General features: G+C 75.1%; 18 protein-coding genes. 5 read left to right on the top strand and 13 right to left on the bottom strand.

All coding sequences use genetic code 11. The features are described from left to right. Nucleotides 1-145: 145 nt before the first annotated feature. Nucleotides 146-2,404: a glycoside hydrolase family 9 protein gene (locus tag ACQPYD_RS31130; protein WP_433698938.1), complete on the top strand. Its 2,259-nt coding sequence runs from the start codon at nt 146-148 to the stop codon at nt 2,402-2,404. Between the two features lie 183 nt (nt 2,405-2,587). On the opposite strand, the gene ACQPYD_RS31135 is transcribed toward ACQPYD_RS31130, so the two are convergent. The 4 genes from ACQPYD_RS31135 to ACQPYD_RS31150 form a co-directional block, all read right to left on the bottom strand. Continuing rightward, the gene (locus ACQPYD_RS31135) at nt 2,588-3,700 is read right to left on the bottom strand and encodes a PQQ-dependent sugar dehydrogenase (RefSeq protein ID WP_433698939.1); all 1,113 of its coding nucleotides are present in this window, start codon (nt 3,698-3,700) and stop codon (nt 2,588-2,590) included. Between the two features lie 42 nt (nt 3,701-3,742). Continuing rightward, nucleotides 3,743-4,855, bottom strand: a complete 1,113-nt coding sequence (locus ACQPYD_RS31140; RefSeq protein ID WP_433698940.1) for an FUSC family protein — start codon at nt 4,853-4,855, stop codon at nt 3,743-3,745. 209 nt (nt 4,856-5,064) lie between these two features. Further along, complete coding sequence (locus ACQPYD_RS31145) at nt 5,065-5,808, bottom strand: spermidine synthase (RefSeq protein ID WP_433698941.1); 744 nt, start codon at nt 5,806-5,808, stop codon at nt 5,065-5,067. Between the two features lie 89 nt (nt 5,809-5,897). Further along, nucleotides 5,898-6,494 (bottom strand): O-methyltransferase, encoded by a 597-nt coding sequence (locus ACQPYD_RS31150; RefSeq protein WP_433698942.1) that lies wholly within the window; start codon nt 6,492-6,494, stop codon nt 5,898-5,900. Nucleotides 6,495-6,699: 205 nt separating this feature from the next. On the opposite strand from ACQPYD_RS31150, the gene ACQPYD_RS31155 reads away from it, so the two are divergent. Next, a complete protein-coding gene (locus ACQPYD_RS31155) occupies nt 6,700-7,263 on the top strand; it encodes a hypothetical protein (RefSeq protein WP_433698943.1) in 564 nt (187 codons plus the stop codon). 39 nt (nt 7,264-7,302) lie between these two features. Here the strand turns inward: ACQPYD_RS31155 and ACQPYD_RS31160 are convergent, their stop codons facing one another. Then, a complete protein-coding gene (locus tag ACQPYD_RS31160) occupies nt 7,303-7,836 on the bottom strand; it encodes a DUF1360 domain-containing protein (RefSeq protein WP_433698944.1) in 534 nt (177 codons plus the stop codon). Continuing rightward, nucleotides 7,829-9,703 (bottom strand): glycoside hydrolase family 15 protein, encoded by a 1,875-nt coding sequence (locus ACQPYD_RS31165; protein WP_433698945.1) that lies wholly within the window; start codon nt 9,701-9,703, stop codon nt 7,829-7,831. The genes ACQPYD_RS31160 and ACQPYD_RS31165 overlap by 8 nt, the downstream gene beginning before the upstream one ends. A 156-nt stretch (nt 9,704-9,859) precedes the next feature. Here ACQPYD_RS31165 and ACQPYD_RS31170 point away from each other — a divergent pair, with 156 nt between their 5' ends. Then, the gene (locus ACQPYD_RS31170) at nt 9,860-10,876 is read left to right on the top strand and encodes an SDR family oxidoreductase (RefSeq protein ID WP_433702184.1); all 1,017 of its coding nucleotides are present in this window, start codon (nt 9,860-9,862) and stop codon (nt 10,874-10,876) included. Between the two features lie 166 nt (nt 10,877-11,042). Further along, entirely contained in the window at nt 11,043-11,405 is a 363-nt protein-coding gene (locus ACQPYD_RS31175) for a DUF3140 domain-containing protein (protein WP_433698946.1), read from the top strand. A gap of 70 nt (nt 11,406-11,475) precedes the next feature. On the opposite strand, the gene ACQPYD_RS31180 is transcribed toward ACQPYD_RS31175, so the two are convergent. The 7 genes from ACQPYD_RS31180 to ACQPYD_RS31210 all read right to left on the bottom strand — a co-directional run bounded on the left by ACQPYD_RS31180 (nt 11,476) and on the right by ACQPYD_RS31210 (nt 20,977). After that, complete coding sequence (locus ACQPYD_RS31180) at nt 11,476-12,864, bottom strand: MFS transporter (RefSeq protein WP_433698947.1); 1,389 nt, start codon at nt 12,862-12,864, stop codon at nt 11,476-11,478. Between the two features lie 221 nt (nt 12,865-13,085). Then, entirely contained in the window at nt 13,086-13,508 is a 423-nt protein-coding gene (locus ACQPYD_RS31185) for a DUF6879 family protein (protein WP_433698948.1), read from the bottom strand. A gap of 17 nt (nt 13,509-13,525) precedes the next feature. After that, nucleotides 13,526-14,689 carry a VWA domain-containing protein gene (locus tag ACQPYD_RS31190; RefSeq protein WP_267947118.1) on the bottom strand — a complete coding sequence of 388 codons (1,164 nt, stop codon included), beginning with the start codon at nt 14,687-14,689 and terminating at the stop codon, nt 13,526-13,528. Further along, nucleotides 14,686-17,073, bottom strand: coding sequence for a DUF5682 family protein (locus ACQPYD_RS31195; protein WP_433698949.1), 2,388 nt, complete (start codon nt 17,071-17,073; stop codon nt 14,686-14,688). Before ACQPYD_RS31195 ends, ACQPYD_RS31190 begins: the two co-directional genes overlap by 4 nt. After that, the gene (locus tag ACQPYD_RS31200; protein ID WP_433698950.1) at nt 17,073-18,182 is read right to left on the bottom strand and encodes an ATP-binding protein; all 1,110 of its coding nucleotides are present in this window, start codon (nt 18,180-18,182) and stop codon (nt 17,073-17,075) included. Before ACQPYD_RS31200 ends, ACQPYD_RS31195 begins: the two co-directional genes overlap by 1 nt. Continuing rightward, a complete protein-coding gene (locus ACQPYD_RS31205; RefSeq protein WP_433698951.1) occupies nt 18,183-19,715 on the bottom strand; it encodes a DUF5691 domain-containing protein in 1,533 nt (510 codons plus the stop codon). Further along, nucleotides 19,712-20,977: an SWIM zinc finger family protein gene (locus tag ACQPYD_RS31210; protein ID WP_433702185.1), complete on the bottom strand. Its 1,266-nt coding sequence runs from the start codon at nt 20,975-20,977 to the stop codon at nt 19,712-19,714. Before ACQPYD_RS31210 ends, ACQPYD_RS31205 begins: the two co-directional genes overlap by 4 nt. Nucleotides 20,978-21,530: 553 nt before the next feature. Here ACQPYD_RS31210 and ACQPYD_RS31215 point away from each other — a divergent pair. After that, nucleotides 21,531-22,949: a cytochrome P450 gene (locus ACQPYD_RS31215; RefSeq protein ID WP_433698952.1), complete on the top strand. Its 1,419-nt coding sequence runs from the start codon at nt 21,531-21,533 to the stop codon at nt 22,947-22,949. Nucleotides 22,950-23,054 lie beyond the last annotated feature (105 nt).

The raw sequence follows: 23,054 nt of genomic DNA on the forward strand, positions 1-23,054 counted from the left end.
GGAGGGCTCCCTCCGGCGCGGCGGGGAGACCGCGCCCTCCGGTGTCGTTTACCCCCATTGACAGCAGTGACCCACGACACAACAATGAATTTGGGAGCGCTCCCAGACGTGTCGACCGCTTACCCCCGGCGGAAGGACCCCCACAGTGAGACCGGTACGAAGAAACGCTGCACCGGCCCTCGGCGCCGCCTTGGCGCTCTCGGCGACCCTCCTCGCGGCCTCCCCCGTTCAGGCCGACGAGGAACCCACCGAACACATCGTCAACGGAGGCTTCGACGACGGCGCCACCGGATGGTGGGGCAGCCCCTCCATCGCGCCCGAGGTCACGGAGGACGGACGGCTGTGCGCCGACATCCCCGGCGGAACCGCCGATCCGTGGGACGTGATCATCGGCCAGGACGGCGTCCCCCTGCGTGCGGGCGAGTCCTACACCTTCTCCTTCACCGCCTCCGGGGACGGGTCGCGACCCGTCCGCGCGCTCGTCCAGGAACCCGTCGACCCCTGGCGCACCGAACTCGACGAACGCGCGTTCCTCACCGAGGAGGCCGCCGCCCACGCGTTCGTCTTCACGGCGGACGAGGACCGCGACGACGCCCAGGTGGCCTTCCAGGTCGGCGGCGCGGCCGAGCCCTGGACGCTCTGCCTGGACGACGTGTCCCTGCTCGACGGCGCCGAACCCCCCGTGTACGTGCCCGACACCGGCCCGCGCGTGCGCGTCAACCAGCTCGGCTACCTGCCCGAGGGCCCCAAGAACGCCACCGTCGTCACCGACGCCGCCGACCCCCTCCCCTGGACGCTGGCCGACGCGGACGGCGCGGTCGTCGCCGACGGCGACACCGTCCCCCACGGCCCCGACGCCTCGTCCGGCCAGAGCGTCCACACCGTCGACTTCAGCGGCTTCACCGAGCCCGGTGAGGGGTACACGCTGACCGCCGACGGCGAGACGAGCCATCCCTTCGCCGTCTCCGCCGACCTCTACGAGGACCTGGCCGCGGACGCCCTGTCCTTCTACTACCCCCAGCGCAGCGGCATCGGGATCTCGGACGCGGTCGCCCCCGGCTACGGACGCGAGGCCGGACACGTCGGCGTCGCGCCCAACCAGGGCGACACCGAGGTCCCCTGCCACCCCGCGACCCCCTGCGACTACACACTGGACGTGTCCGGCGGCTGGTACGACGCGGGCGACCACGGCAAGTACGTGGTCAACGGCGGCATCTCCGTCCACCAGCTGATGAGCGTCCACGAGCGCGCCCTGCACGCGCCGACCGGCAACCCCGAACGCGCGGGCGACTCCACCCTGCGCCTGCCCGAGCGGGACAACGGCGTCCCCGACGTCCTGGACGAGGCCCGCTGGGAGATGGAGTTCCTGATGGCCATGCAGGTGCCCGGGGGAGAACCCCTGGCCGGCATGGCCCACCACAAGGTCCACGACGCGGCGTGGACGGCGATCCCGATGCTGCCCGCCGACGACCCCCAGCCCCGTTACCTGCACCCGCCGTCGACGGCCGCCACCCTCAACCTCGCGGCGACCGCGGCCCAGTGCTCCCGGGTCTTCGAGCCCTACGACGCGGAGTTCGCCGCCTCCTGCCTGGAGTCGGCGGAGACCGCCTGGGCCGCCGCCACGGCCCACCCCGAGGAGTACGCCCCCGCGACCGGCGAGGGCGGCGGCCCCTACGACGACACCGACGTCTCCGACGAGTTCTACTGGGCGGCCGCGGAGCTGTACCTGGCCACGGGCGACGGCGGGTACGAGGACGCCGTCACCTCGTCCGACCTGCACGCCGACCCCGCGGTGTTCGGACCCGGCGGGTTCGACTGGCGCTACACGGCGCCGCTGGGGGTCCTCCAGCTGGCCTCGGTGCCCAACGACCTGTCCGACGGGGCCCGGGACGCGCTGGTCGAGGGCGCCGGGCAGTACCTGGACAACGTCGGGTCCCACCCGTACGGCCTGTCCTACGCGCCCGAGGACGGGGTCTTCGCCTGGGGCTCCAACAACCTCGTGCTGAACAACCTGGTGGTGCTGTCGACCGCCTACGACGTCAGCGGGGACGCGGCCTTCCGGGACGCGGTCCTGGAGGGGATGGACTACGTGCTGGGCCGCAACGCCCTCAACCAGTCCTACGTCACCGGGCACGGCTCCAACGACGCGGTCAACCAGCACAGCCGCTGGTACGCCCACCAGCTCGACCCGTCGCTGCCCGCCCCGCCCCCCGGCTCGCTCGCCGGAGGGCCCAACTCGGACACGGCCACCTGGGACCCGGTGACCGAGGCCGACCTGGCGGGGTGCGCCCCCCAGTTCTGCTACATCGACGACATCGGCTCGTACGCCACCAACGAGCTGACCGTCAACTGGAACTCGACGCTGGCGTGGGTGTCCGCGTTCGCCGTCGAACAGCTCCGGTAGCCGCCCGGTCCGGGACCCGGTGACCGGGCCCGGACCGGCCACAGATCCATCCGGGAGGACGGGGCCCCTCAGGAGAGCGTGGGGCCCCGTCCGACATCCTCCCCCCGGGAGGTCCGGGGAAGGCCCCGCCGCCGGGGCGGCTTCCCCGCCCGGGCCGGCGGGAGCCGCGCGTCCCCGGACCGCCTACTCCAGGGGCAGCCGCAGGATCCGGTCGTCGCCGTCGCGCGGTTCGCCCCGGCCGTCCAGGTTGCTGGTGCCCAGCCACAGCCCGTCCCCGCCGGGGACGGCCACCACCGTGCGCAGTCGGCCGTACTCCCCCTCCAGGTGGGCGACCGGCTCGCCCGCTCCGCCGCCACCGGTGAGCGGCACCTCCCAGAGCCGCTCGCCGCGCAGGCCCGCCACCCACAGGGAGCCGCCCACGAAGGCGGCGCCGCTCGGGGAGGCCTCCGCGGTGGTCCACGTGACCAGCGGGTCGACGTACTCGTCCCCGCCGCCGGGCCCCTCCACCTCGGGCCACCCGTAGTTGTCGCCCGGCTCGATCAGGTTGACCTCGTCCAGCCGGTTCTGGCCGAACTCGGTGGCGTAGAGGCTCCCGTCCCCGTCCCAGGCCAGGCCCTGCACGTTGCGGTGCCCGTAGCTGTACGTGTAGTTGCCGAACGGGTTGTCCGGGGCGGGCTCCCCGTCCGGGGTGAGGCGCAGGACCTTGCCCCCGAGGGAGCCGGTGTCCTGGGAGTTCCGCGGGTCCCCGGCATCGCCGGTCCCCGCGTAGAGGAGGCCGTCGGGGCCGAATTCGATCCGGCCGCCGTTGTGGGTGGACGCCGAGGGGATCCCGTCGAGGACCGTCTCCGGCTCTCCCAGACCGCCTCCGTCCGGGTCGTACTCCATCCGGCTGATCCGGTTGTCGGAGTCCGTCGTGTAGTAGGCGTACACGTAGGGCTCCTCGGGGAAACCGGGGTCGACGGCCAGTCCCAGCAGGCCGCCCTCCCCGGACGGGGACACCCCGGGGACGGTCCCGGCGCCGGTGACGGAGCCGTCGTCCGCCACGCGGACGACGTCGGCGGAGTCGCGCTGGGCGACCAGCGCCGAGCCGTCGGGGAGGAACGCGACGCCCCACGGCACCTCCAGGCCGGTGGCGACGTCCTCGGGCTGTCCGGGCTCGGACGCGGTCGTCCCGGGGTCGGTCTCACCGGTTCCGGTGGTCACGCCCTCGGGGGTGCCGCAGGCGGAGAGCAGGAGGAGGGCGCCGAGGGCGGAGAGGGTACGCAACGCGGGTCTCGCGGTCGATGTGTGCACCATGTCCGCTCCCTTCCCCGTGACGGCCCGTGTACGCCCGGTTCCTCACCCGCGGTCGCGCGCGCTGTTCTCGTGCCCCTCGCGGAGTTCCTCGAACAGGCGGTCGAGGTCGGTGAGCAGTGCGCTGTACACGGGCCAGCGGTCCCGGTCCCGGTCCTCGCCGAGCTCCTGCCGCGCCCGCTCCACCCCGCTCGCGCCGGCGTCCAGGCAGGTGCGCAGGTCGGCGGAGACGGAGGAGCGCTCCGGTTCCTCGGCGTCGCGGACCGCCCGGAACGCGTCGGCCGCGCCGTCCATGAGCGGCGCGAGCCTCCGCAGGAAGGCGTCGTCCGGTTCGGGGAACCTCGACCCGGAGCCGGTCGAGTACCTCAGGGTGCGCACGACCGACTGGAGGTGCCGCGAGGACCGGCCCAGGGCGGAGATCCAGGCCCGGTACGCGTCCGGGTCGCCCTGGGGACCCCGACCGCCCAGGAGCCTGCGCGGGTTGAGGCGCGCCCGCTCCTCCTGCTCGGCGACCGCGGACCGCGCGTTGCGCGCGGTGTCGTCGAACCCGTCCGCGACGCGCGCCCAGTGGTCGAGGTCGGCCAGGCCGTCGTTCCCCCGCCCGAGCCCCTCGGCCATCTCGCCCGACAGCTGGCGCAGGCCGTCGGCGAAGTCGAGCACCGCGTTCTCGGCGTCGCGGAAGCGGATGGCGGGAGCGAGGACCGTGTTCGTGACCACGGCCGCGCCCGCGCCCACCATGACCATGGCCAGGAGCGAGCCGAGGTCGCCCGGACTGGCCGCCGTGCCCCCGGCCAGGGCGAACGCCGCGACGACGGGGATCTGGGAGCCCTGCGAGCCGAAGACGGCGGCCTGGCCCAGGACGAGGGCGAACAGGACGAGCAGGGCGAAGATCCACAGCTCGGGTCCGACCGTGAGGCCGCCCAGGCCCGCGATCAGCGCGCCCGCCACGACCGCGGCCACGTAGCGGCCGGACTGGAGCACCGACCCGTAGACGCTGGGGCGCACGACCAGGAGGGCGGAGAACGGCGCGAACCCGATCTGCTGCGTGTCCATCAGCAGGGTGCCCACCCCCAGGGCGAGGGTCGCGGCCACGGCGCACTTGAGGATGAGGACGGCGGTCTCGCGCTCGTGTCCCCGCCGCTCGAAGACCCTGCGCACCCACCGGCGCCAACGCCCCCCGGGTCCCGTCCGATGCCGCTGCGCCACCCTGTCCCCTCCTGTCCTCGTCCGCCGCCGGGGAGGGACCCGTTCCCGTGCCCCGGCCCCGCGGAGCCGTACCGCCGCGGGCCGTTCCCCGCTGTCCCCGTCGCTTCCCCCTCCGGCGCTTCCGACACGTCGCGGGCCCCACGGCGTCCCGTCCTCGCGGCTCAGGCCCCGGGGGCGGTCCCCAGGTAGACGGTGTTCGACGCGGGCGCCTCCTGGTAGGGGCTGGCGAAGGTCACCACCTCGCTGCGCACCCCGCCGAAGGCGAGCCGCAGGACGTCTTCGTAGTCGGCGTCCGGCGGGTCGTTGGACCAGAGCGCGAACACCCCGCCGGGGTGCAGGCTCCCGGCGAGGCGGCGCACCCCCTCCGGCTCGTAGAAGGGTGCGTGGGACGGGTGGAGCAGGTGTCGGGGCGAGTGGTCGATGTCGACCACGACCGCGTGGAACCGGCTGCCCGGGGCCTCCGGGTCCAGCCCCTCCGGGTCCAGGGCCCGTGCGAGGAAGTCGCCGCGCACCAGCCGGCAGCGGGGGTCGGCGGACAGCACGGCCCCCGCCGGGACGAGCCCCTCCCGGTGCCAGTCGACCACCTCGCCCAGCGCCTCCACCACCAGGAGCGAGCGCACACCGGGGTCGTCGAGCACGGTGAGGGCGGTGTGGCCGAGCCCGAGCCCGCCCACGACCACGTCGTACCCGTCCGGCGGCTCCGCGCCGGGGCCCGCGCGCAGTTCGGCCAGGGCGAGGCGGGCCACCTCCACCTCCGCGGCGGTGAAGGCGCTGGACATCAGGAAGTCGTCGTCGAGCTTGATCTCGTAGACGTCGTCGCCCACGAGGGGGTCCCAGCGGCGGCGCAGGCTGATCACCCCCATCGGGGTGGGCCGGTGGTCGAGTTCCTGGAAACGTGGGCTCAAGGTCGGTGCTCCAGACAGGAGAGGGCGGGTGTCCCGCCCACCGTAGGGGGCGCCGCCCGCCCGGGGGCCGGTTCCTCGCCGGACACGCCTCAGCGGCGGACCATCACGAGCACCCCGCAGGACCAGCCGAGCAGCGGGATCCGCTCCCAGCCCGAACGCGACTCCAGGTCGCCGATCAGCCCCTCCACCTCCAGCCGGTGGCCCTCGGAGTCCGTGCCCTCCGCGTGCCGGGCGAGGTCGGCGACGACGTAGAAGCCGCCCCGGTCCACGAGCGAGAGCGCCTCGTCCAGGTGGGTGAACTTGCCCGGCCACGTGTCCGCGAACACCAGGTCGTAGCCGGGGCGGGCGTCGTCCGCCCGGTCGGCCAGCCACGCGCCGCCGTCGGCCTCGTAGACCGTCACGCGCGGGTCCACGGTGTGGTGGCGGCGGGCCACGCCGAGGCACGCGGGGTCGTTGTCGACGGTCTCGAGGGCGGACTCCCGGTCCATCCCGGCGAGCAGCCACGCGGTACCCGCTCCGGTGCCGGTGCCCAGTTCGAGCAACCGCCCTCCGGGCTTGGACGCCGCCAGGGCCCGGAGCAGGCGGCCGACGCCCTCCTCGCAGGACATCGTGAAGCCGATGGCCTCGGTGTCGGCCTCGATCGCGGCCAGGGACGCGGGACGCCGGTCCGGCGCTGTGGTCGCCATGTGGCGGGACTCCTCGCTGCTCGCCTTGCCCGTGGGTCGAGGCTACGGCGGCGGGGAGGGCCGGTCCAGCACCCGGACGGGGCGCACGGCGCGCGTCGGCCCCGGCGCGCCGGCCGGTGCGACGGATTCGCGTCCCGACGTGTGGACGGCCGTGGAACGGCTAGGGGGTGGGAACCGGAAGGCACCGAGGAACTGGGAGGCAGCAATGGTCGACGACACCGGTGCTCCTCCCCGCCGCCCCTGGTTCCGGGGGGCTCTGCGGGGGGTCGTGGGCGCGATGGCCATGAGCGGGATGCGGCAGGTGGCGGTCGGTGTGGGGGCCATCGAGAGGACTCCGCCCGACGCCGTCCTCAAGGAGGGCGTGCCCCTCCTGCTGGAGAGCGTGCCCGAGCACCGCAGGTCGGCCGCCGTGGAACTGGCCCACTGGGGGTACGGCGCGACGGCGGGGGCGGCGTTCGCCCTCCTGCCCGCCCGGCTGCGCCGTTCGCGGCTGACCGGGCCGGTGTACGGCGTCGCGGTCTGGGGCCTGTTCGAGGCGGCCGTCGCACCGGTGCTGGGCCTGGCCCACGCGCACGGGTCCAGGCCGCGCGAGCGGTGGGCGCTGCTGATCGACCACGTCGTCTTCGGGTTCGTCGTCGGCGCGCCCCCCGAGGCGGGCATCGCCGGCCCCGACGGCCCGGACGGGGACGGGGGGCCGGGCGGGGAGCCCCGCGGGGACGGCTCCGGCGCCGGGGGGACCGGACCGGAGGACCGCCGCCGCGGCGCCTGAGCGCGCGGGCCGGGCCCGGTCGGGGGAGTCGGCCGGGCCCTACTCCTGCGCCTTCTGGAGGCGCACGTAGGCGAGTTGCAGCCAGTCGGACACCGCCACGGCGCTGAACACCGCCCCCGCGCTCCGGGTGAGGGAGGGCGCGAACACCAGCCCGAAGGCGTAGCCGGTGGCCACCCACTGGGCCAGGCAGAAGGGGCAGGTGACCAGCTCGCCGACCGCCTTGCGCCCGCCCTCGCCGCGCACCTCCTCGTCGAGCTCGGCCGGGGCGGACGCCCCCCGGAAGCGCGTGAAGAACGACCGCAGCGGGCTGGTCACCGGGTCCTTGGCCAGCAGCCGCGACAGCTTGTGGGTGGTGAGCCCCATCAGCGCCAGGTCCCAGGGCCCCACCGAGGCGGCGGCCCCGCTCCTGCGGGAGCGGCGCGCGACGAGCGCCCCCGCCGCCACGAGGGCCGCGTAGCCGGACGCCACCGCGGCGTAGCCGACGAGCGGCTGGTCGCTGCCCCCGCGGTAGGCCTCCGCCTCCTGCCGGACGGTCTCCTTGACGCTCTCCGCGCCGGAGGTGTCGTCAGTCATCGTCCCTGTTCCTCCTTCGTCTCGTTCCGCCTCCGTTGCCGGACCTGTTGCGGGCCCAGTCGTGCAGCGCCTCCCTGTCGGCCGCCCCGTCGACGTTGACGGCGGCCTCGATCAGCGCGAGGTGCGTGAAGGCCTGGGGGAAGTTGCCCAGCTGGGTGCCGTCCGCGGTCATCTCCTCGGCCAGGAGTCCCAGTTCGCCCCCGCTCCCGCACAACCGCTCGAACCTCTCCCTCGCCTCGTCGGTCCGCCCGGCGAGGACGAGCGCGGACACCATGTCGAACGAGCAGAGGAGGAAGGCGCCCTCCGGGGCGCCGATCCCGTCGCCGGTCTCCCCGGGGTCGTACCTGCGGATCAGGCCGCCGCCCTCGCCCAGTTCGGCCTCCACGCGCTCCAGGGTGCGGAGCACACGCGGGTCGGTGCCGTCGAGGAAGCCCAGGAGCGGGATCCGCAGCAGCGAGCCGTCCACGTTGGCCGCGCCGTAGGACTGGACGAAGGAGCCGGTGGACGGGTCGTAGCCGTGGTCGAGGACGTCCCGGTGGATCGCGCGGGCCTCCTCGCGCCATGCGTCCAGCGGCACCTGGTCCTCCCCGCCGGTCATCTCCGCGAGCTGGACCGCCCGGTCGAGGCACACCCAGGCGTAGACCTTGGAGCTGGTCCAGTGCCGGGGGTCCGACCTGACCTCCCACATGCCCTCGTCCGGCTCCCGCCACAGCTCGCGCGCCGACTCGACCACGGTGGCGAGCCGGGCCAGCTCGTCCGGCGGCAGGCTCCCGGTGGCGTCCTCGTAGGAGAGGGCCGCGTCGAGGATGTGCCCGTACACGTCCAGCTGGTGCTGCGAGTACGCCGCGTTGCCGGTCCGGACCGGCCGCGCTCCGCCGTACCCGGACAGGTGGTCCAGGACCTCCTCCTCGGGGGGCGGTTCCTCGTCCACCGTCTCCACGGGCGGGAGCCAGCCCTTCGGGCGGCCGCACACCCGCAGCAGGAAGCTCAGGTAGCTCCCCGCCTCGGCCTCGTGCCCGAGGCGGAGGAAGGCCAGCACCACGAGGGCCGCGTCGCGGTGCCACACGTAGCGGTAGTCCCAGTTCCTGGTCCCTCCCGGCCACTCGGGCAGGGAGGTGGTGGGCGCGGCGATCAGGGCTCCGCTCTCCTCGTGGAGCAGCCCGCGCAGGGTGAGCGCGCTGCGGCGCACGTGGGTGGCCCCCGCACCGTCGTAGTCGGTCCGCGCCGACCACGCCCGCCACGCGTCCACCGTCCCCCGGAGCAGGGCGCGGCCCTCGCCCAGGTCGACGCGGCGCTCGCCGTGGAGGTAGTCCAGCGCGAAGACCGCGGTGTCCCCCTCGGAGAGCTCCACCAGGAACTCGGGGTCCCCGTCCCCGGTGAGGCCTGGGCCGGGAGCGCCCGACAGCAGCGGGCCCGACGCCTCCCTCAGGCCCCCGCCCGCGCTCTCCCACCGCGGCTCCGAGCGTCCGAAGTCGGGACGGGCGCGCAGCCGGGAGCGCACGGAGGTGGTGCCCGACCTGCACTCGACGAGCCTCACGAGGACGCCCTCGCGGTACAGGCCCTCCTTCCCACCGGGGGTCCGGACCGCGAGCAGGTCGCGGACCGCGACCTCCACCCCGTCGCCCCGCCACAGGGTCTCCAGGACGAGTGTCTCGTCCACGTAGGCGCGGTCCGCCGGGCGCGCCCCCTGGACCTCCAGGGTCCACTCCCCGCCGCGGTCCGGGTCGAGGATCCCGGACAGGAACGCGGGCCCGTCGAACCTCGGCGCGCACAGCCACGTGACCGTGCAGTCCGGTGTGGTGAGCGCCGCGGTGTGGCAGTCCGAGAGGAAGCCGTGGTCCCCGATGCCCGTCGTCCCCTGCCCCATCGGCCCCTCCCCCGTGGTCCTCCCGCGAGCGCTTCCTCTCCGCCTGCCCTGGGAGGGACGGGACGAAACGACACTTCAGCGCCCTGGGGTGCACATAAGGAACCACGGCCCCGGGTAGCGCAGGGGGAAGGACCCGAGTTCGTGACGGAGGTCGGTATGGAGACCGGGAACGGGGGGCGCCGGGTGGCCGTCGTCAGCGGCGCCAGCGCGGGCGTCGGCCGGGCGACCGCGCGGGAGTTCGCCCGGCGGGGCTACGCGGTGGCCCTCCTCGCGCGCGGCGCGAAGGGGCTGGCCGCCGCCGAGCGGGAGGCGCGCGAGGCCGGGGTCCCCGCGCTGTCCGTCCGCACGGACGTCGCGGACGCCGCGGCGGTGCGCGAGGCGGCGGGCCGGATCGAGGCCGCGCTCGGCCCGGTGGACGTGTGGGTGAACGCGGCCTTCGCCTCGGTCATCGCCCCCTTCGGGGAGGTGGAGCCCGAGGAGTACCGCCGGGTCACCGACGTCTGCTACCACGGCTACGTCCACGGCACGCGGGCCGCGCTGGAGCTGATGGCGCCCCGGAACCGGGGCGTGGTCGTGCAGGTCGGGTCGGCCCTGGCCTACCGGGGCATCCCCTTCCAGGCCGCGTACTGCGGGGCCAAGCACGCGGTGCGCGGGTTCACCGACTCCGTGCGCGCCGAGCTGGTGCGCGCCCGGTCGCGGATCAGGTTGACGGAGGTCCACCTGCCGGCGGTCAACACCCCGCAGTTCTCGTGGGTCCGCTCGCGGATGGGGGCGCGGACCAGGCCCGTGCCGCCGGTCTACCAGCCGGAGGTGGCGGCGCGCGCGATCGTGTGGGCCGCCGAGCACCCCCGGCGCCGCCGGTACTGGGTGGGCGCGTCGACCGTGGGCACCGTGCTGGCGCAGCGTCTCGCCCCGAGGGCGCTCGACCTCCAGCTGGGCCTCTCCGGCAGGGACAGCCAGGTGCGGGACGAGCCCGCGCCCGAACGGGACAACCTGTTCGAGCCCGTGGACGACGTGCAGGACTTCGGCGCGCACGGGGAGTTCGACGACGAGGCGTACAGCGTCAGCCCCCTCGACGAGCTGAACCGCAGGCGCCGGCCCGCGGCCCTGGCCGGCGCCGCCGCGCTGGCGGCGGGGGCCGCGGTCTACGCGTCCCGCCGGCTCCGGCGGTGAGGGGTGCGCCCGGCACGGCGGCCGGGGCGCGGGGCGTCCGGCACGGCCGGAGCCGCGGGAGCGGGGCCGGGGCCGGTGACGGTCCCGGCCGGAGGCGGGACGGGGCGGGGCGCGGGGGTCGGTGAACGGATCCGACAGGACATGTCCGAGAGCGAGGAGGAAGAAGATGACCGAGCACGATCCGGCCGTGGACGACGCGTGGGAGGACTTCCACTCGGCGGTGAACATGACCGGTGAGGAGCTGCGCGAGTGGCTGCTCACCAACGCCTCCGGCGAGGAGGGCTTCCGGCCGGAGCCCGGCCACACGGTGTCCCGGCGGGGCGAGGCGGTCGTGAACCTGCTGTCCAAGCGCCGTGTCGACGTGACGGGGGCCGACGTCGAGCTGATGCGCGAGGTGGCGGATCTCGTCCGGCGGGAACTGGCCGATCCGCACCGCGAGGATCCCGAGTGGCGGCGCCGCCTGATGTCGGTGGGGCACGACCCGCTCAGCCCCGACTCGGCGCGGCCCGACGAGGAGGACCTCGCGTAGCCGGGTCCGGGCCCGCCGGTGCGGGGCCGCCCGACGGGGAGCCCGTCCGGCGGCCCCGCTCCTCTGCCGGTCAGGGGAGGCAGGTCCTCTCCTGTTCCTTCTCCCCGCGCCCGCCCAGGACGAGGACCCCCGCCGCCGCCAGAGCGGCGACCCCCGCCAGGGCGAGGGCCACGACGTGGAACGCGTCCGTGAACCCCCCGCCCTCCAGCCGGCCCCCGGTGAGCGCCGCGAGGACGGCTCCCGCGCAGGCGAGGGCGACCGTCTCCACGGTGATGCGGGTCGCGTTGAACACCCCGGCGGCGACCCCGGTCCGCTCGACGCCCACCGCCCCCATCGCCATGCCGTCGACGGTGCCATTGGTGAGACCCACACCCACCCCGATCAGCAGGAACGGGAGCAGGAGCGTCCACGGCGTGGCGTCCGGGCCGAGCACCAGCAGACCTGCGGAGCCCGCTCCGCACAGGACCAGGGCTCCCACCACGACCGCGGTGTGGGGCAGCCGGGCGGCCAGCTCCGCCCCCAGCGCAGGAAGGAACAGCGTCGGCCCCGTGAGCATCAGCAGCCACAGTCCGGCCTGCGCCGCGCCCAGGCCCACCACCGCGATCAGGTACGAGGGCAGGTAGACGAGCAGGGGGACGAGCACCGCCATGAACGCGGCCGCCGCCAGGGCGTACGCGACGAACCTCCGGTTGCCGAGCAGCGCCACGTCGACCAGGGGTTCGGGGCTGCGCCGTTCGACCAGGACGAAGGCGGCCAGCAGCAGGGCGGACACGGCGAGCCCCGCCAGCACCACCGGCAGGCCCCGTGCGGGGCCCTCGACCAGGGCGGCGATCAGGACCGCCAGCGCCGAGGTGAACAGGACCGCGCCAGGCCGGTCGACCGGCCTCCCGGTGCCGCGCGCGGCGGGCATCAGCGGGACCAGCGCCAGGGCGAGACCGGCGACCACCGCCGGGGCGGCGAACGCGGCCCGCCAGCCCAGGGTGTCCACCAGCAGCCCGGCGACGGCGGGACCGAAGGCGGTGCCCGCGCCCAGCACCGTGCCGAGGAGGCCGAAGGCCCGCGCACGCGCGGGCCCCTCGAAGGTCGCGGCGAGCATCGCCCCGCCCCCGGCGACCGCCGCCGCGGCGCCGACGCCGCCGACCGCGCGGAACAGGTTCAGCACGGCGACGTCCCGCGCGAACAGGCACAGCAGGCCGGCCGCGCAGAAGAGGAGGACCCCCGCGGCGTAGACGCGCCGACGGCCGACCGCGTCGGCCACGGACCCTGCGCCCACGAGGAACGCGGCGAAGCACGCGTTGTAGGAGTTGACGACCCACTGGAGCGCGGTCGGGCCGCCGCCGAGCTCGGCGCCGACGGCGGGCAGCGCCACCGAGGCGCCGGTGATGGCCAGGGGGAACGTGAGGGTGGAGAGGAGGACGGCGAGGAGGACTACCCCGCCGCGTGCGGGTGGTGTGGACAAGTCGGAGGCTCCGGGCGTTCAGGAACGGAGCCGGGGCAGCACGGAGGGCCGCACCGGCGTGGTCGCTGATGCGGCGGAGGACTCTGGGGTCGGCCGCCGCTAGGCGGCCACGTCAACCGATTCGGGCACGGGCCGGACACTAGCCGAGCGCTGCCGCGCGCCGCCACCGGTTTTCGCGCCTCCCCACCACGCCGGGCGGAGCCGCCCTGCCCTACCTCCGGTCACCCGGTCACCCGGTAGGCCCTGCGGACCGCATGGGTCTCGTCGAAGAACCAGAAGTCTTCGTCGAGCAGCCCTTCGGGCCGACCGCGTTCGGCGGTGTCGAGGATGAGGATCTCCTCGCCGGCCCGGGAGGTGGAGGTGTACCCCCACTCCATCTCGTAGCGGAGGTGGTCCGTCGGGGGGCCGTGGACGACATGGACCCGGTGACGCCGGATGCCGCGGCTCGTCTGATCCTTGACCTCCTGCATGCAGGGAGTGGTGACGCCCGCCCCCGGGCGGGGTTCCCCGGCAAGACAGGACTTCAGGGACGACACCGCTGACACCGGGTCGTAGACCGGCGGGGTTTCCGACCTGCAGACACTGACGACCGGGTCACCGGGCCCCGTCCCCGAAGGGGTGGACAGGCGGGCGGGGACCGCCACGGCCCCGCCCGCCCGGATCAGGCGTCCTGGTGCTTCTCTACCCAGGACGTGAGGGGTTGTCCCTGGATCGCGGCCGCCATCAGCTCCGGGAACACGTCCGGCGTGCAGGCGAACGCGGGGACGCCCATCTCCGCGAGCGCCGACGCGTTCTCGCGATCGTAGAACGGCGCGCCCTCGTCCGACAGGGCCAGGAGGACCACCACCTGGACCCCGGCGGCCTGCATGGCGGCCACCCTCTTCAGCATCTCCGCTCGGACACCGCCCTCGTACAGGTCGCTGATCAGCACGAAGATCGAGTCCGCGGGCTTGGTGATGAGCCCCTGGCAGTACGCGATCGCCTTGTTGATGTGCGTGCCGCCGCCGAGCTGCGTGCCGAAGAGCACCTCCACCGGGTCGGTGAGCTGTTCGGTCAGGTCGACCACGGCGGTGTCGAACACGACCAGCGACGTGCGCAGGGTGCTCATGGACGCCAGGACGGCGCCGAACACGCTCGCGTACACCACCGAGGAGGCCATCGACCCGCTCTGGTCGATCGCCAGGACGACGTCCTTCTGCACGCCCCGGCTGCGGCGTCCGTACCCCACCAGGGTCTCCGGCACGATCGTGTTGTGCTCGGGCAGGTAGTTGGCGAGGTTGCGGCGGATCGTGGCGTTCCAGTCGATGTCCGCCACCCGGCGCGGCCGGTGGGTGCGCGCCGACCGGTCGATCGCCCCCTGCACCACGGAGCGGGTCTTCTGCGCGACCCGGCGCTCCAGGTCGTCCACCACCCGGCGCACCACGGCGCGGGCGGACTCGCGCGCCTCGTCGGGCATGACCCGGTTGAGGGACAGCAGGGTGCCCACCAGGTGCACGTCGGGTTCGACGGCCTCCATCATCTCCGGCTCCAGGAGCAGCTGGTGCAGGCCCAGCCGGTCCATGGCGTCCTTCTGCATCACCTGCACGACGGAGGTCGGGAAGTACTCCCGGATGTCGCCGAGCCACCGTGCGACCCGGGGCGCCGAGCCGCCGAGGCCGGCGCTGCGCCGGCCGTCCCCGGCCCCCCGGTCCGCGTCGCCCCGGTTGTACAGCGCCTCCAGCGCACCGTCCATGCCCTGGTCGGCGGCGCTCAGGCCGCCCGCGCACTGCGCCTCGCGGCCGAGGACCAGCCTCCAGCGGCGCTCCCGCTCATCCGTGACGCTCACGTGTGGCTCCTTCCGGTGGTGAGGATGGCCAGGGCCGCGGCCAGGGCGGGGGCGGCGCGTTCGACGTCCACGTCCGCGCGGACCGCCGCGGGGCCGGCGGCCGGGGCCGCCCTGCCGATCCGGGCGGCGGCGGCCCCGATCTCCCGCCGCTCCGGCCCCTGGAAGGACCCGAAGGTGCGCCTCAGCAGCGGCAGCACGACGGTGAAGCGCTCCTCGGGCAGGCCCAGCAGCCAGGTGTCGATCAGCCCCAGCAGGTGGTCGTCGTGCACCAGGATCAGGCCGCTGCCCCGGAGGAACCCCTCCAGCCACGCGGCGGCCGTCGCGGGCTCCTCGCCCGGTGACATCGCCAGCCCGAGGCGGCGGCGCAGCTCGTCGTCGTCCACCAGCCCGGCGTCCGACAGCATCCGGTTGACGCGGCCGGCGATCCGGCCGGGCAGGGTGTCCCGCCGCGCGAGGGCGACGAGGGCCGCCGTCCAGGCGGCGGCGCCCTCCCCGCCCAGCAGGGTCGCCGCCGTGTGCGTCTCGTCGATCCGCCTGACGAACCGCTCCGCCGCGTCGTCGTCCAGGCCGTGCACGGCGGGGGCCAGCCCGACGCAGACGCGGCGCAGGATCTGCTCGGCGACGGTGCGCAGGTGTCCGCTCTCGGTCCCGCGCACGTCGCCGTAGCGGGCCGACCGGGCGAGCGGGGGCAGCGCGCCCATCAGGTGGGTGACGTCGCTGTCGGTGGCCGCCCGGTCGGTGAGCAGGGCCAGGACCCGGGGCAGGGCCTCGCCCAGCTCCGCGAACAGGCACTGCTCGGTGAGCGAGGTCAGCTCCGGCAGCGTCGCCTCCCCGGCGAGGTCGACCGCCCTGGCGGCGGCGGCCGAGGCCACGGTGGTCCCCCACCGGCTGGCCTCGATCAGCGCCACGTCCATCTCCGGTTCCCAGCGCAGCCGCCACGACTCGCGGAAGGTCCCCTTGTGCCCGCCGTCGGGCGTGCGCGGAACGCCCCATTCCACGCCGAGCATCCGCAGCCGGTGCATCAGCACGCCGCGCCGGCGCTCGTTGTCCTTGCGCAGGTCGAGGTCGAGGTCGCGGTCGAAGGGCTCCGGCTTGAGCCGCAGCCGCTTCTGGGCGGCGACCAGGTCCCGCTGGAGCGGGACCATGGGCGTGGACGGGGGCACCGCGCCCATCCGCTCGCCGATCGCCATCCGCCGGTGGACGAGGGCGGCCCGGGTGGGCTCGCCCTCGCACAGGACGGCGGTGAGCGCCTCGGACACCTCGTCGAGTCCGGCGAGGGGTCTGCCCCGCAGCACGGCGAGGCTCTCGGCGAGGCGCACGCCCTCGATGACGTGCGAGGACGACACGCCCTGCCCCTCGTCGCGCAGCATGCGGGCGGCGTCGGTGAGCCAGCGGTGCACCGGCCGGTCCGCGACGGTGAACAGGTGGTGGTACCAGCCGGGCGCGGACACGCCCGCGCCGTAGCCGCTGTCCGAGGCCAGTCGGCCGTGGGTCCACGGCACCCAGGTCGCGGTGACCTTGGCCTTGGGCAGGCCCTTGAGCAGGGCGGCGTCGTCCTTGACCGGGTAGTCGGCCAGGTCGCGCAGGGCGGGGGCGTGCCAGGCGCCGCAGACCACGGCGACGCGCTCGTGGCCCTGTTTGAGGGTGGCGCGCAGGGTCTGGCGCATGTACGCCTCACGGCGGGCGTTGCGCGGCTCCTCGGGGCCCGACTCCGCGCGGACGGCGGCCATGGCGTCGGCGATCGCGGGGAACGGGGAGGGCTCCCCGTCGCCGCGCTGCTCGACGACGTCGTCCCACCAGCGTTCGGCGTCGTCGTAGCCCGCGGCCTCGGCGAGGACGCCGAGCGGGTCCAGGCGGACCCGCTCGGGCTCGCCGACGGCCTCCTCGACCCCGGCGCCGTCGGCGCCCTCACCCTGCTCCCCGGCGCCGGCCTCCGCGTCCGTCCCGGCGCCGTGCTCCTCCGCCCCGGCCGTCCGCTCGGCGAGGGTGTGCGCGGCGGGCAGGTCGCAGAAGCGCACCGGGACGTCGTTGGCCACCGCGTAGCGCAGGGCCTCCCACTCGGGGGAGAAGCTCGCGAACGGCCAGAACGCCCACCCGTCCCTCGACCGGCGGTCCTCGACCGCGGCCCCCTCCTCCCCGTCGCCCCCGGCCGGGGCCTTCCTGCCCCCCGCGGGGGTGTCGGCCACGTAGGCCAGCAGCGCCACCGGCGGCTCCAGCTCACCGACGAGGGCGGTGAGCGCGTCCGCCTCCGGCGGCCCCTCGATCAGCACGGCGTCCGGCTTGATCTCCTCCAGGGCCGCCCGGACGGCCCGGGCCGAACCCGGGCCGTGGTGCCGCACGCCGAGGACGTGCAGCCCGCTCGTGTCCAGTCGGGGTCGGCCCATCAGGCGCCCACCTCACGGCACGCGCGGTAGAACTCGCCCCAGCCGTCGCGGCCGCGCGCGACGGTCTCCAGGTACTCGCGCCACACCACGCCGTCGGACACGCGGTCCTGGACGACGGCGCCCTGGATGCCCGCGGCGACGTCGGCGGCGCGCAGCCGCCCGTCGCCGAAGTGCGCGGCCAGGGCGATGCCGTTGGTGATCACCGAGATGGCCTCGGCCGTGCTCAGGGTGCCGCTGGGCGACTTGACCTTGGTGCCGTTGTCCTCGGTGACCCCGGAGCGCAGTTCGCGGAAGACCGTGACGACCCGCTGGATCTCGGTGAGGCTGGTGGGGACCTCGGGCAGCTCCAGCGCGCGTCCCAGCTGCTCCACGCGCTGGGTCACGATGCGGATCTCGTCCTCCGCGCTGTCCGGGACGGGCAGCACCACCGTGTTGAACCGGCGGCGCAGCGCGCTCGACAGGTCGTTGACGCCGCGGTCGCGGTCGTTGGCGGTGGCGATGATGTTGAACCCGCGCCGGGCCTGCACCTCCATGCCGAGTTCGGCGACCGGCAGGGCCTTCTCGGACAGCACGGTGATGAGGCCGTCCTGGACGTCGGAGGGCATGCGGGTGAGCTCCTCGATGCGCCCGATGGAGCCGCGCGCCATCGCGGTCATCACGGGGCTGGGCACGAGGGCGGCCTCGGAGGGCCCCTCCGCGAGGAGCCGCGCGTAGTTCCAGCCGTAGCGGACGGCCTCCTCGGAGGTCCCGGCGGTGCCCTGGACCAGGAGCGTGGAGTCGCCGGAGACGGCGGCGGCCAGGTGCTCGGACAGCCACGTCTTGGCGGTTCCGGGGACGCCGAGGAGGAGCAGCGCGCGGTCGGTGGCCAGGGTGGCGACGGCGACCTCGACGACCCGGCGGGCCCCGATGTACTTGGGGGTGATCTCGGTGCCGTCGTCCAGGGTGGCGCCCAGCAGGTACTGGGTGACCGCCCACGGGGACAGGCGCCAGCCCGGGGGGCGCCGGCGGTCGTCGGCCTTGGCCAGCGCCTCCAGTTCGGCGGCGTAGGTCTGCTCGGCGTGCGGGCGGATGGCCTGGGCCGCGTCGGTGCTGATGGCGGAGGTGGTCAACTAGAGCTCCTTGTGCATGTCGAGCCGGAATCGGAGGGTGTCCCGAAGCCGGAGGTAGGCGTCCGCGGTGTCGTCGAACGGGGGTTCGGTGCTCAGGCCGGCGAGGTGTTCGGGGGGCATGTGCTCGGCCGCGGCCTCGCAGACCTCCCGGTAGCCGAAGGAGTCGCGTCCGCGCCCGGGCTGGTGCAGGCGCCGGACGGTCTGCTCGGACAGGGCCGCGGTCCAGGGACCGCGGGTCGCGCGCAGCATCTCGCCCCAGCGATCCAGCCCCACCCCGGTGCCGAGGACGCCCTGCACGTGAGCGCAGCGCTCCTCGACCGGCAGCAGGTCCAGGAGCTTCTCCAGCTGGAACGCCCTGCGGGCGTGGGCGTCGGAGCGGCGGGAGACACGGGGGCCGGCCGCGTCCAGGACGGTCCGCGCCCACGCGGTGTCCTCCTGGACGACGACCGCGTTGACGAAGGCGTCGCGCAGGTCGGCGTCGCCGGAGTCGGTGGCGGCGTCCAGGACCCCGGCGGGGCCGGTGCCGAGCAGGTCGGGCCACACGTCCAGCGGGGCGTGGGTGACGAGCGCCCACAGGCGTTCGAACCGCTCGTTCTTGCTCTCGGGCTGCTTCTGGGGCGCCGCGAGCGCGAGGTCGCGGTGGATGTCGTCGCGCCGGGTGTGGACGGTCTCCACCCGCAGCCCGCCGTTCCCGTCCGCCGACGCGTGCTCGCGGACGTGGCCGCGCAGGCGGTGCGCGTGGGCGCTGTCGGGCAGCCGGGTGAGGAGTGACAGGGCGAGGCCGCGCACGTTGGCGCCCCGGTCGTCCAGGGCGTGTTCGAGGAAATCCTCGTCGGCGGGGCCCAGCCCGGTCGCGAGTGCCTCCAGGAGCCGGCGGCGGAGCTCGGCCTTGGCCAGGTCGGGCCAGACGCCCCGGAGGAGTTCGCGGGCCGCGTCGGGGTCGGTGGCCCGCAGGGCGGCGAGGGCGCGTCGCCTCCGGGCGGGGCTCCCCTGCTCCCACTCGTGCAGGTCGAACCGGTCGCCCGGGACGGACTCGCCCAGCATGTACGCCCAACCGGGGTTGAACCGGGCCAGCCAGTGGCCGCGTCCGCCGACGGCCGCCGCGAGCGCGGGGCGCAGCCGGCTGTCGCGCGCCCCCTGGTCGAGGAGGGCGGGGACGCTGGAGTGGGCGGCCCGCCTCCCGCGGGCGGCGGCGAGTTCGAGCCACTCGGGCAGGAGGGGGAGGCGTCCGGCGAAGATGCCCTCCAGCCGGCGGGTGGCGGCCTGTCCCACCTCGGGGCGTTCGTCGGGGGCGTCGGGCGCGACGGGCGCCGCCTCGGCGGGGGTGTACCCGGCGGCGCGGCGGACGGCGGCCAGGGCGGCCCTGTCCAGGAGGGTCTCGGCGCCCTCGGCGGCGGGGGTGGAGGGCAGGTCGGGGGTGTCGGGCACGGCCCGGCGGGAGGTGCCCACGAGCGCCGCGGAGACCAGGCGGTCCCAGGAGTCGACGGCGGTGAGGGGGGCCAGGGGGTCGAGGGGTTCGGTCGTGCCGGTCACAGGGAGACCGCCTTTCCGTTCCGGTCCCACACGGTGAGGGGTGTGAGCCCGTGGGAGGGCGACCACTCGGCGGCGACGGTGGCCGGATGGCCGCCGGTGACCGCGAGGAGGCGCCAGGGGTCGGGGGAGGCGAGGGGGAGGGCTGCGCCGGTCGGGTCGGCGAGGTGCCACCGGTCGCCGCCACCGGTCGGGAGGGCGGGGGCGGCCCGGTCGAGCACGACCGGCCAGGCGTCCTGCCAGGGGTCCTCGGCCAGGACCGCGGCGAAGGCGTCGAGGGCCTCGGCGACGGTGCCGCCCCCGGGTTCCGGCGCCGGGCCGGTGTCACCGTCGCCCAGGGGGACGACGCGGTGGCCGTCGGGGTAGAACGCGAACTCGGCGGCGACCTCGGTGCCGACCCGGAAGGCGGTGGCGGGCGCCTCCCCGGCGCGGCCGAAGGTCAGGGACAGGGCGGTGCGCCCGGTCTCGGCTCCCCGCAGCCACACCCGGCGTGCGCGCATGTCGTTCTCGGGGGTGGCGACGTCGCGCCATCCCAGGACCCGCCACGTGTCGCGGACCCGCTCGCCGCCCGCGAGGACGTCCTCGGCGCGGGTGGTGATCCCGACCCGGGCGCGGACCGCCCCGCGGGTGCGCTCCCCGAGGGCGTCCCCGGCCCGGTGGCCGACGACCAGCAGGTGGAGCAGGCCGAGCTGTTCGAGCACGCGCTCGGGCCAGTGGTCCCCCCTGGCGGCGGAGGGCAGCTGGGAGACGAGGGTGGAGGCTCCGCGCGCCTTGGCGTCCGTGAGGCGCCTGGCCATGCGGTCCCAGTGGTCGTAGCCCTGCTTGGGCACCTCGGCCAGGCCCGCGTCGACCTGGTCGTACAGCCAGGTCCGGAGTTCCTCCAGTCCTGCTCCGACGGCCTCCTCCCGCTTCTGGAGGGTCTGCGCCGCCTTGGCGGGGTCGGCGGGCGCCGCGGGGGCCCCGTTCTCGGCCCGGGCCCGGCGGGCCGCGCGGCCGTTGAGCCAGGAGCCCACCCATTCGGGTTTCTCGGCCCGGACCGCCACGTCGTCCTGGGCCCACAGCGCGAGCAGGGCCAGGACGTGCTTGCAGGGGATCTTGCGGCTGGGACAGCTGCACTTGAAGGCGGGGCCGCCGTCGCCGTCCAGGTGGACGGCGGCGAGGTAGGGCTTGGAACCGCTGCCCTTGCACTCGCCCCACACGGCGGAGGCGCCGCCGGAGGGGGCGGCGACCACTCCGCGCTCCGGCCAGGACCCGCCCTTGGCCACCTTGATCGCGGCCTTCTGGGAGGAGGGGTCCGGAGCCAGAGCCCATACGTCGTCGGTACTCCATCGATCGCTCACATGGAGAACACTACGGAACGACAGTGACAAATCGGGGTGTTCCGACAGCCCCTCGGACGACCTTTCCCGGGTACCCCGGCGGGCGCCCGGAACTGTCCGGGCCCCGTGGAAGGATGGGGCCGCGGACCGGCCCGCCCACGGCCACAAACCCCCCGTGTGCCACCGAAAACGCATTAACGGCATATAAAATACATTTGTTCTCTCTGGCCGTTTTATCCTGGTGCCGAAAGTCCTGATCCGCGCATTTTTCCGAGGGTGTTGAAAACAGATCTATTACCCTCCTAGAATGCCACGACCAGGATCTCAGCCCCCGGTCGCCAATCCTCCGGGGAATGCGGTCCCGGAACCCGGCCACGGCCCGCCCTTCCCGCCTGCGGCCGAGACCGTCCCCGCTCCCCCTCCCCCGACACCAAAGAAACGCAACGTCTCCTCGAAGGGAGGGAAGCGGCTCCCGTGACCCCCGGGTACCGCGACCCCGATGACGACCACCCGACCCGGCGACGAAACCGCCCCGCCCGGAGCCCCCGGCTCCATGCCCCCCCGGGGGTGCCCGGCCGATATCACCCGCCTGTACGGAACCACGCCCGACACCGGGCGCGACGCGCTCTGGGCCGCGCTGCGCGAACGGCACGGCCCCGTCGCACCCGTCGAACTGGAGACCGGGGTACGGGCCTGGCTCCTCCTCGGCTACCACGAGAACCTCACCGTCCTCCAGAATCCGCACATGTTCTCCCGGGACACCCGCCGGTGGCGCGAGGTGGCCGAGGGCCGCGTCGACCTCGCCTCGGCCCGGCCCGCCCTGTCCTGGCGCCCCAACGTCCTCTACGCCGACGGGGCCGAGCACACGCGGCTCCGCGGAGCCGTCGTGGAAGCCCTGGCCAGGGTGGACATGGCCGCCACCTCGCGCATGGTCCGGCAGCTCTGCGAGGAGCTGATCGACGCCTTCGTGGCCGAGGGCAGAGCCGATCTCGTCGCCCAGTACGCCAACCCGCTGCCCGTGCTGGTGATCAACCGGCTGTACGGGCTCTCCGACAGCTACGGGCACATGCTCGGCGACCTCACCGCCCTCATCTTCGACGAGGACGCCAAGCGGGGCGAGGACGCCATCGGCCGCGTCCACCAGTACTTCTCCGGACTGGTCGACCGCAAGCGCGAGCACCCCGGACCGGACCTGGTGTCGTGGATCCTGGAGCACCCCTCGGGTCTGAGCGGGCACGAGGTCGCCCACCAGGCGGCCCTCATCAACAACGCCAGCCACCAGCCCACGACGCACCTCATCGGCAACACGCTGCGCACACTGCTCACGGAGGACCGCATCCGCGGGGCGTACACCGATGCCAGGCTGCCGGTCCAGGAACTGCTGGACCACGTCATGTGGACGGACACGCCCTTCCAGATCCTCCCCGCCCGCTTCGCCCTCCAGGACATGCGCATCGGCAACGCCGAGGTCCGGGCGGGCGACGCCCTGCTGATCGGGTTCGACGCCGCCCACCGCGACCCCGCGGTACGGCGGGGCGAGGACGACGGCACGGGGGTGGCGAGCGGCAGCCGCGCGCACCTGATGTTCGGCGCGGGGGCGCACGCCTGCCCGGCGCGCGAGATGGCCAAGATGATCGCGGCGACGGCCGTCACCATCCTGCACGAGAGGCTGACGGGCATGCGCCTGGCGGTCGACCCCGAGGAGTTGCGCTGGACGCCCTCGCCGTTCCTGCGCGGACTGCGCGAGCTGCCCGTCGTCTTCGTCCCGGGCGAGCCCTCCGCCCCGGATCCGGCCGCCGGGGACGAGGCGGCGTCCCAGCACCGGGACGGCCGGCGGTCGTCCGCCGGGGAGGAGGACGGACAGGAGGGCGACCTGCTCGACCGGCTCCTCCTCTGGTGGCGGGGCCTGCGCGGGTAGGCGCGGCGCCCTCCGGCCCCTCGTGCGCGGCCGGGCGCCTTCCGGGCGCGGGGCGTCGGCCCCGCCCCCGGAGCGGGCCGACGCGGGACGCACGGCGGCGGCCCC

The organism is Nocardiopsis sp. CA-288880 (assembly GCF_050955985.1).
Taxonomy (GTDB): domain Bacteria; phylum Actinomycetota; class Actinomycetes; order Streptosporangiales; family Streptosporangiaceae; genus Nocardiopsis; species Nocardiopsis tropica.